This window comes from Agriterribacter sp. (assembly GCF_035444585.1).
Taxonomy (GTDB): Bacteria; Bacteroidota; Bacteroidia; order Chitinophagales; family Chitinophagaceae; genus Agriterribacter.
In genome coordinates this window covers 1-12,552 of record NZ_DAOMOZ010000147.1, presented here as the reverse complement: position 1 = coordinate 12,552, position 12,552 = coordinate 1, and the positions used below count along the sequence as shown (strand labels likewise).

Annotated in this window: 13 protein-coding genes; 8 read left to right on the top strand and 5 right to left on the bottom strand. The window is 42.0% G+C overall.

Going from position 1 to position 12,552, the window contains the following annotated elements:
• Both rplS and PLH26_RS14980 read left to right on the top strand, forming a co-directional pair.
• Positions 1-260: 50S ribosomal protein L19 (gene rplS, locus PLH26_RS14985; RefSeq protein WP_324586841.1), on the top strand; the 260-nt coding region annotated here is incomplete at its 5' end.
• 156 nt (positions 261-416) lie between these two features.
• Complete coding sequence (locus PLH26_RS14980; RefSeq protein WP_324586840.1) at positions 417-665, top strand: Sec-independent protein translocase subunit TatA/TatB; 249 nt, start codon at positions 417-419, stop codon at positions 663-665.
• 146 nt (positions 666-811) lie between these two features.
• Here the strand turns inward: PLH26_RS14980 and PLH26_RS14975 are convergent, their stop codons facing one another.
• Positions 812-1,906, bottom strand: coding sequence for a Gfo/Idh/MocA family protein (locus PLH26_RS14975; RefSeq protein WP_324586839.1), 1,095 nt, complete (start codon positions 1,904-1,906; stop codon positions 812-814).
• A 336-nt stretch (positions 1,907-2,242) separates the two neighbouring features.
• On the opposite strand from PLH26_RS14975, the gene PLH26_RS14970 reads away from it, so the two are divergent.
• On the top strand, positions 2,243-2,695 hold the full coding sequence (locus PLH26_RS14970; protein ID WP_324586838.1) for a hypothetical protein: 453 nt from the start codon (positions 2,243-2,245) through the stop codon (positions 2,693-2,695).
• 262 nt (positions 2,696-2,957) lie between these two features.
• On the opposite strand, the gene PLH26_RS14965 is transcribed toward PLH26_RS14970, so the two are convergent.
• Positions 2,958-4,724 (bottom strand): ABC transporter ATP-binding protein, encoded by a 1,767-nt coding sequence (locus PLH26_RS14965; RefSeq protein ID WP_324586837.1) that lies wholly within the window; start codon positions 4,722-4,724, stop codon positions 2,958-2,960.
• 190 nt (positions 4,725-4,914) lie between these two features.
• A complete protein-coding gene (locus tag PLH26_RS14960) occupies positions 4,915-6,045 on the bottom strand; it encodes a Fic family protein (RefSeq protein ID WP_324586836.1) in 1,131 nt (376 codons plus the stop codon).
• Positions 6,046-6,304: 259 nt separating this feature from the next.
• On the opposite strand from PLH26_RS14960, the gene PLH26_RS14955 reads away from it, so the two are divergent.
• Positions 6,305-7,063: an ATP-dependent Clp protease proteolytic subunit gene (locus PLH26_RS14955; protein WP_324586835.1), complete on the top strand. Its 759-nt coding sequence runs from the start codon at positions 6,305-6,307 to the stop codon at positions 7,061-7,063.
• A 304-nt stretch (positions 7,064-7,367) separates the two neighbouring features.
• The gene (locus PLH26_RS14950; RefSeq protein ID WP_324586834.1) at positions 7,368-7,763 is read left to right on the top strand and encodes a four helix bundle suffix domain-containing protein; all 396 of its coding nucleotides are present in this window, start codon (positions 7,368-7,370) and stop codon (positions 7,761-7,763) included.
• Between the two features lie 501 nt (positions 7,764-8,264).
• On the opposite strand, the gene PLH26_RS14945 is transcribed toward PLH26_RS14950, so the two are convergent.
• Entirely contained in the window at positions 8,265-8,483 is a 219-nt protein-coding gene (locus tag PLH26_RS14945) for a hypothetical protein (protein ID WP_324586833.1), read from the bottom strand.
• Positions 8,484-8,813: 330 nt separating this feature from the next.
• Between PLH26_RS14945 and PLH26_RS14940 the strand changes: the two genes are divergently transcribed.
• The 3 genes from PLH26_RS14940 (at position 8,814) to PLH26_RS14930 (ending at position 10,919) form a co-directional block, all read left to right on the top strand.
• Positions 8,814-9,692: a DNA-methyltransferase gene (locus tag PLH26_RS14940; RefSeq protein ID WP_324586832.1), complete on the top strand. Its 879-nt coding sequence runs from the start codon at positions 8,814-8,816 to the stop codon at positions 9,690-9,692.
• Positions 9,652-10,392 (top strand): PmeII family type II restriction endonuclease, encoded by a 741-nt coding sequence (locus PLH26_RS14935; protein ID WP_324586831.1) that lies wholly within the window; start codon positions 9,652-9,654, stop codon positions 10,390-10,392. Before PLH26_RS14940 ends, PLH26_RS14935 begins: the two co-directional genes overlap by 41 nt.
• A gap of 392 nt (positions 10,393-10,784) precedes the next feature.
• Positions 10,785-10,919: a hypothetical protein gene (locus PLH26_RS14930; protein ID WP_324586830.1), complete on the top strand. Its 135-nt coding sequence runs from the start codon at positions 10,785-10,787 to the stop codon at positions 10,917-10,919.
• Between the two features lie 145 nt (positions 10,920-11,064).
• On the opposite strand, the gene PLH26_RS14925 is transcribed toward PLH26_RS14930, so the two are convergent.
• Positions 11,065-12,051 (bottom strand): RpnC/YadD family protein, encoded by a 987-nt coding sequence (locus PLH26_RS14925; protein WP_324586829.1) that lies wholly within the window; start codon positions 12,049-12,051, stop codon positions 11,065-11,067.
• Positions 12,052-12,552 lie beyond the last annotated feature (501 nt).

The window sequence follows — 12,552 nt, the reverse complement described above, 5'->3', positions numbered from 1 at the left end:
TAGTTGAAGGAAATAAAACCCGTATCCAGGGCTTTAAAGGCGATGTGATCAAGCGTCAGGGCACCGGGCATACCGCCACCTTTACGGTTCGTAAAATTTCTGATGGTGTGGGTGTGGAAAGAACCTTCCCCCTGTTTTCGCCCAATATTGATTCGGTTATCCTTAATAAAGTGGGTAAAGTGCGTCGTGCCAAACTGTACTTTTTGCGCAGCCGCAGCGGTAAGAGCGCGAGGATCAAAGAAAAGAGGGTGGGATCCTGAGCAACTGACCTTTAAAAAATATTATTTATTGAACGGAAACCTCATGGTTTCCGTTTGTTGTTAAACCCGGGTTAACCTCACGGGGAATTTTATTAATTGGCTGTTCAACCAATTAAAATTGTAACTTTGTTTGCTCAACTTTAAATATTTTATACCATGCTTTTACTGAACTACAATTCGCTATTGATATCAATGCCGGGTGGTACCGAGTGGATACTGATCATCCTTGCTGTGCTGATCCTTTTTGGAGGCCGAAAAATCCCTGAATTCATGCGCGGTTTGGGGCGTGGTATCCGTGAATTCAACGATGCCAAAACCAATGTTAAAAAAGAAATTGAAGAAGGTATGTCTGAGAAAGATGATGCTCCTGCTACCAACAATGCTGCCAGTAAGCAACAAGCTTAGATCAATTCATTCAACAGCATAATATTCTGCCGGCATAATAAAGACGGATCTTTATTACGCCGGCATCTTTTATACAGGAAACCGTGTTGCGATTTCATGCCTTTGTGACTATATTGCTTTTACTCCCGCTCTGATTCATATACAGCCTATTCCCCGATCAGCACCCGCCCGTTTTCTTTCACGGAGCGATAAATGGCTTCAACCACTTTTATGTCTTTCAGTCCTTCTTCACCAGGTACAAGTACCGGTGTGTTCTGCAATATGGCCAGGGCATCTTCATCCATTTGTTTGGCCTGCTCATTAGGGATAACCGCATTGAGCAATTTGCCATCGCTGGTAATGCCTTCAATACCGCTGTAGGCCTGGAAAGGCTCAAGCTTATACCAGCCTTTGGCACAGGTAACATACAGGCTGTTCATGCTTTTACCAAAGCTGGTTTCGCATTCGGCTGTAGCCCCACCCGGAAACTCCAGCGTAAACTGCATCGTTTCATCCACTTCTTTGTAAATATCGGGGCGGGTAGTGCTTTGTCTGGCCGTTACCGCTATAGGCTCTTCACCTGTAGTATACCGGGCGGCATTTAAAGGATAAACGCCCATGTCGTACATAGAGCCGCCGCCCATTTCCTTTTTTTGTTTCCAGTGATCTGTGCGGGAGTCGAAATAACCTGCTCTTGCCGATACCTGTGTAATGGCACCGTAGGTTTTGTCTTTCCCGAATTGTATGATGCGCTGTGTATTGGGTTCGTGCTGCATACGATAGCCGATGCTCAGCTTCACACCGTTCTTTTTACAGGCATCGATCATTGACCGGCATTCTGCCGCAGTAAGGGCCATGGGTTTTTCGCACCACACATGCTTACCCGCATTGGCAGCCCTGATCACATACTCGGCATGCATGGAAGGTGGCAGCACAACATAAACAACATCTATATCCGGGTTGTTGGCAATATCATCAAAGCTTTGGTAATTGTATGTATTTTTTTCGGGGATACGGTATTGCTCCTGCCAGCGTTTGGCCTTGGCCGGTGTGCCGGTTACAATACCCGCTAACCGGCAATGCCGGGTAAGCTGCAATGCAGGCGCCAGCAAATCGGTACTGTAGTAACCCAATCCAACAAGGGCAACACCCAGCGTTTTCTTTCTGGGAGTGGTGCAGGCCATGGAAAATGCTTCGCCACCAATGGTTAATGCAGCCAGGCTGCCCAAACTGTTTTTAATGAATATGCGGCGTGTATGCATAATAGTGAATTTAGTTATTGCACGAAAACAACCGGTAATATCACAGATCAATATATTGTTTGGGATATTCCTGTTCCTCCCTGTCTTAAATATATGGCTTTTTGTGCGTAATGCATTGATTTACCGCATAAACCCGGTATTAAAAATACATTATTCCCGGCGTGCATTGTATTGCGCTTTGGTGCAAAGCAACGGTGCATACTTTTCATTAAGATGAATGGATATAAAACCACGATAAAAAGTCACTCATCTTATAAAACAGCGCTGCAGTCGAAAACAGGCGCTCCTGCTGCAAGCAAACAGCAGGTTTTGCGTTTATAGATGAAATACGTTTTTATGAAAACAATACTCGCCCTCTTCGCACTGATTGTATCGGTTGGCACACTAAAAGCGCAAACCAACACTTATCATTTTATGTCGGGCCAGCAGCAGCAGGTGAAATATGATTCAGCAAACAAGGTTTACTATATTGACCGCGAAATCAATAATATTTCTCAAATCCACATCGAAAAGAATATCGTTTCTTTTGTTACCACAAATAGCAGAAAAAGCAGTGTGTTCATTAACGATATGAACCTGGAATCTTTAAACAATAAACTGAGCTTTACACTGAGTGGCCGCGATACCCGCAGCGGCAAGCACGTAAAGATCGGCTTTTGGTTTATTGACGGCGTACTGGAAGAAGTAAGCTATACAAATGAAGCCATACATCACAGCATAGCATATAAAAATATTTCCGATGCAAATGAAGCAACTGCCAAATCCATCGCTGTTGTGCATACTAAATGATTTGTCCTGATCCGTACCCTTTTTTCCTACACCCTAAACCCCGGGCATCTGTGCGAGCAGGTGCCCATTTTATTTTGAGCAGGTTCACTTATAACCCGGTGAAGTAAAATTGGTCAGTTGGATTCCGCATTGACCGAAACCACATAGTCACATAGAACATAGAGGAACACATAGTAATACAACCCAAAGCGATACACCTCTACCATTCTGTATTTCTTGCATGGATCAAAAAGTAGTGCAATATTTAAACGGGAAAAAGCAATTATCTGCCCACGTGTTTAGCGAACTGCATTTCATGTAATTTGGTGTAAAGGCCTTCCTGTTCCAGCAATTCAGTGTGCGTTCCTGCTTCTTTGATCTCGCCTTTATCCAGTACAATTATTTTATCGGCTTTGCGGATGGTAGAAAGCCGGTGCGCAATAATAATAGAGGTACGTCCTTCAATTAAAGTCTCAATGGCATGTTGTATCAGGTGTTCACTTTCCGTATCTACCGAAGAGGTGGCTTCATCAAGAATAAGAATGGAAGGATTGTACAGCAGTGCGCGGATAAAAGACAGCAATTGCCGTTGCCCCAACGACAGCGTGCTGCCTCTTTCCATTACATTGTAATCGTATCCGCCCGGCAACTGCATGATAAAATCATGCATCCCTATCAATTTTGCCGCATGTATTACCGCATCCCTGCTGATGGCATCATTGCGGAGCGTTACATTATCGTGTATGGAACCCGAAAATAAAAATACATCCTGCAACACCACGCCTATCTTACTGCGCAAAGCATCCAGCTTATATTGATCAATATTTACATCATCAATGAGTATAGCGCCTTTTTGGACATGGTAAAGCCTGTTGATCAAACTGATGATTGACGTTTTCCCGCTTCCCGTGTGCCCTACAATAGCCAGGGTTTCGCCCGGCTGTATAACAAGAGATATATCTTTTAAAACAAAATTGTCTTTATGGTAAGCAAACCACACCTCTTTAAACACTATTTTTCCTTTAATGGACAAAGGCGCATAATTACCTTCCTGCACTACAAAGTCGGGGTTATCCAGCACTTTAAATATCCGCTCGCTGGCTACCATACCCATCTGCAGCACGTTGAACTTATCTGCTATCATGCGCAACGGGCGGAACAATAAGTTCAGGTAAAGCATAAAGGCGATCATTATTCCCAAAGTAGCATCGCCCTGTGCGGCGTCCCTGGCGCTCCACCATATCATTAAGCCCATAGATACCGCCATTATAATTTCTACGAACGGGAAAAAAACAGAATACGCAAAAATAGCCCTGATATTGGCGTTGCGGTGTTCCCTGTTGATCTTCTTAAACTTTGCAAACTCCCTGTCTTCCGCGGCAAAGGCCTGTACAATCTGCATGCCTGTTATGTGTTCCTGTGCAAAGGCGTTCAACTGGGCAACTGCGTTCCGCACTTTTTGAAAAGATACGTTCACACTTTCTTTAAACCACCAGGTTACAATAATTAAAACCGGCAGAATGGCCATGCACACCAGGGTAAGCTTCCAGTCGGTAAAGAACATCACGCCCAAAATAGCAACAATAGAAAGCAGGTCGGCAATAATAGAGATAAGCCCTTCCGAAAAAATATCATTTACCGCCTCTATGTCATTGATGGTACGCGTGGTGAGGGTTCCAATGGGTGTTCTGTCGAACTGCGACAGGTTAAGGTGGATCACCTTTTTATATACTGTAATGCGAAGATCCTTTACCACCGTTTGCCCAAGCCATGAGGTAAGAAAAGAAAAATAAAACCGGAAAGCGGTTTCAGCCAAAAGCAAACCAATTTGTATAATGGTGATAAGGATCACCGTATTGACCAATCCGCCGCGGATATATTTATCTACCGTTACCTGGATGAGCCACGGACGTACGGGCGACATCACGGCCAGCACAATAGCCAGCGTTATAGAGATAAAGAATTGCTTTTTATAGGGCGCTGCATACTTAAATACCCGCCTGAGCAAGCCGAAGTCGAAAATCTTTTTGGCCGGTAACAGTGCTGACATAATTAGAGCGCAAACCTACGTAAATTTTACTTGTTCACTGTTTCAGTTAATCTGTTTCACGGGACAAACGCATTTAACTTATAAAATCGTAAAAAGAGGTGTGCCCACGTTCGGTGTATGAAGACCCACGAAGCTGAAAACAACTGAAGACTATATAGGCACTTCTCATCAAAAGGCAAATGATAACGTATTATATGCTGTTATCAGTCGATAGATTCACCTGATAACTCGTACTCCTGCCCCCGGCTTTGCCTGCAAGTTTGAAAGCGCCTGTTTCAAGTAACTGCTGCATATCCCGTGTTGCTGTAGCTTTTGAAGTTTTGGTGATACCAATATACTTCCTGGCGTTCATGCCGCCTTCGAATCCTTTTGGTCCTTCTTCAAGGATACGCCTTATAACCATCACCTGGCGTTCATTTAACCGGTCTTTGAAGCGGTCAAAGAACTTTGTTTTCTTCAACGTGAATTCAATCTGGCTTTCCGCTTCTATTTGCGCATCAAGCGTTGTATGGATAAAATACGTTACCCACGGCGTTATCTCGTTTGACCGCTGTGCCGTTTCAAGGGCAGTATAATAGGCATTTTTATTTGCTTCTATTGTTCGGGACAGGCTAAGCATGACCGGGCGTCCAATGGTTTGTGATAATGCTTTTTCTGCGATAGCGCGTCCCACTCTTCCATTGCCGTCTTCAAAAGGATGAACGGTCTCAAAATAGAGATGCGCTATTGCCGAACGTACCGGTGCTTTTTTGATCTCCTGCCTACCGCCCGGGGCAGTTTCATTGAACCAGCGGATAAATTTTTTCATTTCGGCTGGCACTTTTGACGAAGGGGGTGCTTCGTAATGCACTTTGGTCTTACCCATAGCACCCGAAACCACCTGCATGGGGTCTTCATGGGTGCGCCACTGACCCGCCATTATATTTTTATTCTCCTGCAGCAACATCCGGTGCCATTCAAAAAGCTTTTCTTCCGTCAATGGCGTTTTGAATGATCTGCGCACATCAATCATCAGTTCGCCTAATCCGGCAGCCGATTTGTCTTTGATATAAACCTGGCTGGTATGTAATCCCAAATTCTTGCGTATGGAAGAAAGAACATCTTTCCTGCTGGGATATTCGCCTTCAATTTCAGAGGTTTTAATCGCCTCGGCAAGAATGATATCAACAATAACTTCCTCTTTGGTTTCCTCCGGCAGTCCTTCTATAATGCCCGATACGCGCCCTGCCTTTTCAGAAAAAACAAGCAGGTCGTCCTCTGCCCCGGCGAGGTCGTATGTAAAATTTGTCCAATTTTTTTGTTGCCAGTTGTATGTTGTCATGAGCCGGTTATTCTATATATTCGGCTCAAAAATAACTAAAAAATGAGCCAAATGGAACAATTATTCGGCTCATAAGCATTTAGAGGCTAAAGGTGCGGGTATTTCTTCGGGGTAATAATCAGCACATCCCCAGGCTGTCGTACGTCGGCGCATGATAAACACCCAACCGTGGTTTCGTAAATTTATTCATACAGGAAAAAAGAATTTCACGATTTTAAGGTGATAATTCTACCTTTTTGAACACTAATAATAAAATGGAATGGTGGAGCACGAAAGTTTAGTTGGATTATATCAGGAAGTCTTTCCCGAAGCAGCACGTTTAATAAAGTGTTTGGGTGGAGATCTGGAAGAAGCGAAAGATGCTTTTCATGATGCGCTATTGATATATCTTGAAAGAGAAGCAAAAGGTACATTGCAAATTCATACTTCGGCAAAAGCATATTTGCTGGGCACTGCCATTGAAGAAAATATTGCGAATCTTGTAGTAGCACAACTTCTTTACCTCGATAGTGAAAGTCACGAGCCGATTATGCTTTACATCAATAGTCCCGGTGGCGTTGTGTATTCAGGCTTTGCTATTTATGATACGATACGAAAATTAAAATCACCTGTATCAACTGTTGCAGTTGGTTTTTGCGGAAGCATGGCAACCGTTTTACTTACAGCAGGCGCCAAAGGACAACGTTATGCGCTTCCCTATGCAACTGTGCACATGCATCCTACAGGTGGTGGTGCAAAAGGCTATACCGAAGATGTTCGCATTGCCTACAAAGAACAGGAGCGATTACAAAACCAGATATTTTACCTGATCGGCAAATGTTCAGGACACAGCAAAGATGAAATTGAAGAGATGTTTCGCCGCGACCATTTTTTTAATGCTGTTGAAGCAAAAGAGTATGGCCTGGTTGATGAAGTATTAGGCGATACAGATGATCTGATCAGCATAGAAGATGTCAGATGCAACATTCAATTTCAAGCGGGTAAAAACAGGGAGATGATCGGGTTTAAAAGAGAATAGTCATTACCTCACAGGCATATCATCATAAGTGCTTCCGTTAAATATGCTTCCTGTTTTCTTTTTGGTAGTACCACCCCGGCCGCCATGGTTTCGCCCACGAACCACAAAACCGCAGGTCAAAACGCTTCTCTCAAATCTTTTAAAAAGTTATACTCCTTTATATCAAGCCCTCCTGGTAGTGGTTCGTGAGCGAAACCATACTGGAAATTTTCGGAACAACACTCGCAGGTTGACTCAATGACCATCATCTTTCACCTATAATTTTTATTTCTCAAAATAATATAACTTTAAGCAAAACATTTTTATGGATGCTAACGAAAAACATACAGAAGGGTTTATTCCCACACATGGCGGCTACAGAAACCTGATCACTTTTCAGAAAGCCGAAATTATTTATGACGGAACGGTGTTTTTTTGCAATCGTTACTTTAGCAAATATGACCGTACCAGGGAGCAGATGATACAGGCAGCACGCTCAGGAAAACAGAATATTGCTGAAGCAAGTATGGCTTCCGCTACTTTTCAAAAAGCCATAGAGCATGAAGATGCAGGGATCAGTGCTAATGTATTACGAAGCCTGTCTAAGGTTAACATTTATTTGCCGGGGCAGCAAATAGTATCATTGGAAAAAGCATTTATTAAGGAAGGTGGCTTGCGCGAAAGAATGACGAACGCCCGATTACAGCATAGAAATAAATAAACCTTACTAAATTATTTTGGTGGGACTTGTGCGACCAGAGTGACGCCATAGCTTAGCTCCGTCCTCCGTGTCACCCTGTCGCCCCAAAAGAAAAGTACTATTGTAAAATAACTAATGTTCAGGTGGCAGGTCAGCTATCACACAGCACGTGGGATGCAGCCCTCCATATTTCAAAAATTTTAGTGGCTTTAAATACATGAGCCGGTATTAGCCGTGGGTGATATGTATTTTTGTGTATTGGTGCAGGCAACTGCAATAATATACTTGGTGCTATAGCGGCATCAGGTCAGCCACACACAATAGCTTTGCTACAGACCTGTGTGGAGAAGAAGGGGATTTTTATGGGCCGGGCTGTGTTGCTACTATCATCGCCTGTTGTGTCACTCACTTGTGCGTTCGGGGTGCTATTGGGCATTGGGCAACGGCGTTTGAAAAATTCAATCTTACGTATATGTATAGAATTTATATAGCAGGAAAAATGAAACCGGATTTTAATCAGTTTTATTTCTCCTTTTTCAGTGCGGCGTGGATCTTTTTTACAAAGCTTACCGGCATTTCGGCAACATCAGCTACCTGCTTATCCGAAAGCCCCAGCTTGATGATCAGGTTTTCAATAACCTCCCGCTTGCCTTTTTCTATTCCTTTCTCCATACCCTTTTCTATACCTTTTTCAAAAACCTCTTCACGTTCTATTTTCTTTATGGTTTCTATAATACCCATGGTAATTGCTCCTCCTGTTAATTGTTCAATTTGGTTATCAAACGTACATGAAATTTTTCATTCATAAAACCTGCCCCCGTCCGAATGGCTTGTCCGGGCGGACGTTCCGGCAGGCGGGTACACAAGGATGAACGTTTATACATGGAGAGTTGTATTGGTGTTATAGGTCAAAAATATTTGTAATCATATGCTATTTACGCGGGCGCTTTTATAGCGTATATTACGCGGAAATACAAACGTTGCACGCCATTTTTCGAGACACTCTAAAATTACTAAGATTTTTGGCATTCGGAGACAAAGCCTTTATATTTGTACAAACAGGACACTATTATGGAGATAAGAACAGATTTATTTTTAGGTGACAGCAAAATGATGCTCAAAAGGCTTCCCGACAACTCTGTAGATCTCATTGTGACATCTCCACCTTACGCAGACCAGCGTAAAGGAACGTATGGCGGCATCCATCCTGACAAATATGTTGAATGGTTTCTTCCAATAACAAAAGAACTTCTCCGGGTTTTAAAACCAACCGGAACTTTCATATTAAATATTAAGGAAAAAGTTGTTGAAGGTGAACGTAGCACTTATGTAATGGAACTAATTCTTGAGATGCGTAAGCAAGGCTGGCTATGGACAGAGGAATTTATTTGGCACAAAAAGAATTGTTATCCCGGCAAATGGCCTAATCGTTTTCGTGACGCGTGGGAAAGACTTCTGCAATTCAATAAGGATAAGAAGTTTAATATGTATCAGGAAGAAGTAATGGTTCCAATGGGTGATTGGGCAAAATCAAGGCTTAAAAACCTTAGCAACACAGATAAAACAAGAGATAATTCAAAGGTTGGCAGCGGTTTCGGCAAAAACATTTCAAATTGGCTAACAAGAGACAAAGCTTTTCCTACTAATGTTCTTCATTTAGCGACAGAATGCAGTAACAAAAATCATAGTGCTGCTTTTCCTGAAGAACTTCCTGAATGGTTTTTAAAGCTGTTTACCAAAGAAAAGGACACGGTACTTGACCCTTTCATGGGTTCAGGAACAACAGTTTTAGTAGCCAACAGAATGAAGCGACACTCAATCGGCATTGACATAGTTCCCGAATACTATGACATGGTAAAGGAACAAGTTAACCCAGTAGAATTATATTTATTAGAGCCGACTGTAAAATATGAAACAACTAAACCTAAAAGACGTTACGCAGTACGTTGAAGACAATATCGGAACCTTTCACCAAAAGAGAATTGCCGGGCTGAATGATTTGAAACTTCGGAAAGTTTTGGGAAAGAAAAACCCTTACCTCTTCAAAGCAAAATATATTCTGACTGCACAGGATATTATAGAGAGCTTAACCGATGCATTTATTTCTTCACAGGAAGAAACAATTTTCGGTGATTGGCTCGAAGGGCTTGCAATTTTTATCAACGGTAAAGTATATAACGGTCGTAAGTCAGGTATTCCCGGCATTGACTTAGAGTTTGACAAAGATGCTGTTCGCTATATTGTAACGATAAAATCTGGACCCAATTGGGGCAACAGCTCACAAATTGGTAAAATGAGAGCGGATTTCAAAACTGCACAAAAGACACTTCGTACAAGCAATTCACAACTCAACATAACAGCCGTAAACGGTTGCTGCTACGGCAGAGACAATAATTCAGATAAAGGAGACTATTTCAAATATTGTGGTCAAAAGTTTTGGGAGTTTATTTCGGGTGACACAGACCTTTACACAAAAATCATAGAGCCATTAGGACATCAGGCTAAAGAACGTAACGACGACTTCATTCAATCTTATTCGCAAATGATAAACAAATTCACAAAAGAATTTGCAGACACTTTTTGCATGAACAACGGTTCAATAGATTGGGACAAACTTGTACGCTTTAATTCAGCAACTGTCGCTCCTTAATAATATTAATCACTATAAATCTTTACAAAATGCCACAATGCTTAATTCCAAATTGTACAAACAATGCAACTAATAATATCGCCATTCGATTAAGAAGAGAAGACACTACCGCAATATGGGCGCCCAATAGTCAAGCATTTCTATGTAATGTTCATGCTGCTCAAGGTTATACCATAAATATTGATTTTGTTCCAGCTCAAGGTCATACAATCACAACAAATGTTTCTGCAGGTGGACATACAGAGACAAGAACAACTCCGATAGTAAATGTGCCGTAACGCAGCCGCCATGGCTCGTGTTTACGAACTACAAAACCGCAGGTCAAAACTTCTCTCAAATCTTTTTAAAAGTTATACTCCCTTATATCAAATTCCTGGTAAAGTTGGTGGATTTTGAAGAATGCAAAAAGTACGCATAAAGAGACAGGCATATCTTCAGACCTGCACGAGGGCGGATGGGATGATGGGATATTGGGAATTGTGGGATATGTGTGGAGAATAAGGAGATTTTTATGGGGCGGGCTGTAGTGCTACTATTAGGCTGTGGTTGCGTCGCACTCTTGTACGGTTGGAGCGCTATTGGGCATTGGGCAACGGTGTTTGAAAAGTTCAATCTTACGTATATGTGTAGCGTTTATATAGCAGGAAAAATGAAACTGGATTTTAATCAGTTTTATTTTTTCTTTTTCAGTGCAGCGCGGATCTTTTTCACAAAGCTTACCGGCATTTCGGCAATATCAGCTACTTGCTTATCCGAAAGCCCCAGCTTGATGATCAGGTTTTCAATAACTTCCCGCTTGCCTTTTTCTATTCCTTTCTCCATACCTTTCTCCATACCTTTTTCTATACCTTTTTCAAAAACCTCTTCACGCTCAATTTTCTTTATGGTTTCTATAATACCCATGGTAATTGCTCCTCCTGTTAATTGTTCTATTTGGTTATCAAATTTACGGTTTATTTCCTCGTTTCCAACATAGATGAAGTTTTTCAAAAAAAGCAGCAGCCTCTTTATCTTGTTATGGCTGAATTTTTTGCTTTGTATCAACGCTCGGGCTACCGTTAGCCGGTGTTCAGCCAGCGCCTCTTCAGGCACTTTGCCCTGCAACAGCGCCTTTTGTGCTGCCAGCACGATCAGGGCAAACGGGTTGTCCATAGCCAGCAGCTCTGCTTCGAAGTGATCGAATATATGATATGCATTATAGCGGTAGGTAATTTCAGTGCCCATAAATGTTTTATGGAACGTATGGGGGTGCTGTTGCCGCCTGCTGCCTGTAAATATGGCTAAGGCAGTTATATCTACCCCGTATCGGTCGTATATCCTGTACCAGTACTGGAACATGCGTTTGGGAAAGCCTTTCGTGCTGCCGCCCTGTATCTCAAGATGTACCAGTATCCATTCTTCCTTACCGTTTTTCAGGAATGTTTTTACCAGCATGTCTACGAACCTGCTTCCTCCCTGCTTTTTAAGTTCAGGGAATAGTTCGGTCAGTTCTTTATCAAGGAATACAAAACCTTTGTGGAAGTCAAATATTTTATCTGCATCCGGAAAACAAAAGCGAAGCAGGTAAGGAAAAAGCTCTTCAAAAGCGGCTTTTAAAAGAGCATCGTCTTTTTTGCGCGGTACAGTATTCTCCCGGTTAGCTATAGGTTTTCTATTCATAGCAGGAATGGTGTAGTGTGCTATATTAAAACAATTCAAACGTACATGAAATTTTTCATTCATAAAACCTGCCCGTTCCGGCAGGCGGGTACACACAATGGATGAATGAAAAATTTTATGGGAGTTCCTCTTGGCTAAAAAACAAACCTGTCCGCCGCAGGAGGATAATAAATATTCAAGAGAAGTGTAATGTTTTAATATGAAAAAGAGCCGGGCGCGATAATGGTAATTTAAGCAATGCTGCCAGATATTTATAAAATACCTTTACACAAACAATCAAACAATTAAAAAGATGGATAGTAGATACGTTTTGAATTATACTTACATATAATTATATTTGTATTATGAAAATAAAATTCTTTAACCCGGATAGTCTTGATAAAAATCTGAAAGCCACCGTACACAAAAGCGGAAAACTTGGATTTACGGTAGATGCTGCAAAAAGGCTAAAGCTGGAAACTAACAAAAGCGCTGCAATAGGAACAAATGAGGATGACCCAT

What these genes read in the sequence shown, in the direction of transcription:
- PLH26_RS14980 (WP_324586840.1), top strand. Translation starts at nt 417, where the DNA reads ATGCTTTTACTGAACTACAATTCGCTATTGATATCAATGCCGGGTGGT.
- PLH26_RS14975 (WP_324586839.1), bottom strand. Translation starts at nt 1,906, where the DNA reads ATGCATACACGCCGCATATTCATTAAAAACAGTTTGGGCAGCCTGGCT.
- PLH26_RS14970 (WP_324586838.1), top strand. Translation starts at nt 2,243, where the DNA reads ATGAAAACAATACTCGCCCTCTTCGCACTGATTGTATCGGTTGGCACA.
- PLH26_RS14965 (WP_324586837.1), bottom strand. Translation starts at nt 4,724, where the DNA reads ATGTCAGCACTGTTACCGGCCAAAAAGATTTTCGACTTCGGCTTGCTC.
- PLH26_RS14960 (WP_324586836.1), bottom strand. Translation starts at nt 6,045, where the DNA reads ATGACAACATACAACTGGCAACAAAAAAATTGGACAAATTTTACATAC.
- PLH26_RS14955 (WP_324586835.1), top strand. Translation starts at nt 6,305, where the DNA reads ATGGTGGAGCACGAAAGTTTAGTTGGATTATATCAGGAAGTCTTTCCC.
- PLH26_RS14950 (WP_324586834.1), top strand. Translation starts at nt 7,368, where the DNA reads ATGGATGCTAACGAAAAACATACAGAAGGGTTTATTCCCACACATGGC.
- PLH26_RS14945 (WP_324586833.1), bottom strand. Translation starts at nt 8,483, where the DNA reads ATGGGTATTATAGAAACCATAAAGAAAATAGAACGTGAAGAGGTTTTT.
- PLH26_RS14940 (WP_324586832.1), top strand. Translation starts at nt 8,814, where the DNA reads ATGGAGATAAGAACAGATTTATTTTTAGGTGACAGCAAAATGATGCTC.
- PLH26_RS14935 (WP_324586831.1), top strand. Translation starts at nt 9,652, where the DNA reads ATGAAACAACTAAACCTAAAAGACGTTACGCAGTACGTTGAAGACAAT.
- PLH26_RS14925 (WP_324586829.1), bottom strand. Translation starts at nt 12,051, where the DNA reads ATGAATAGAAAACCTATAGCTAACCGGGAGAATACTGTACCGCGCAAA.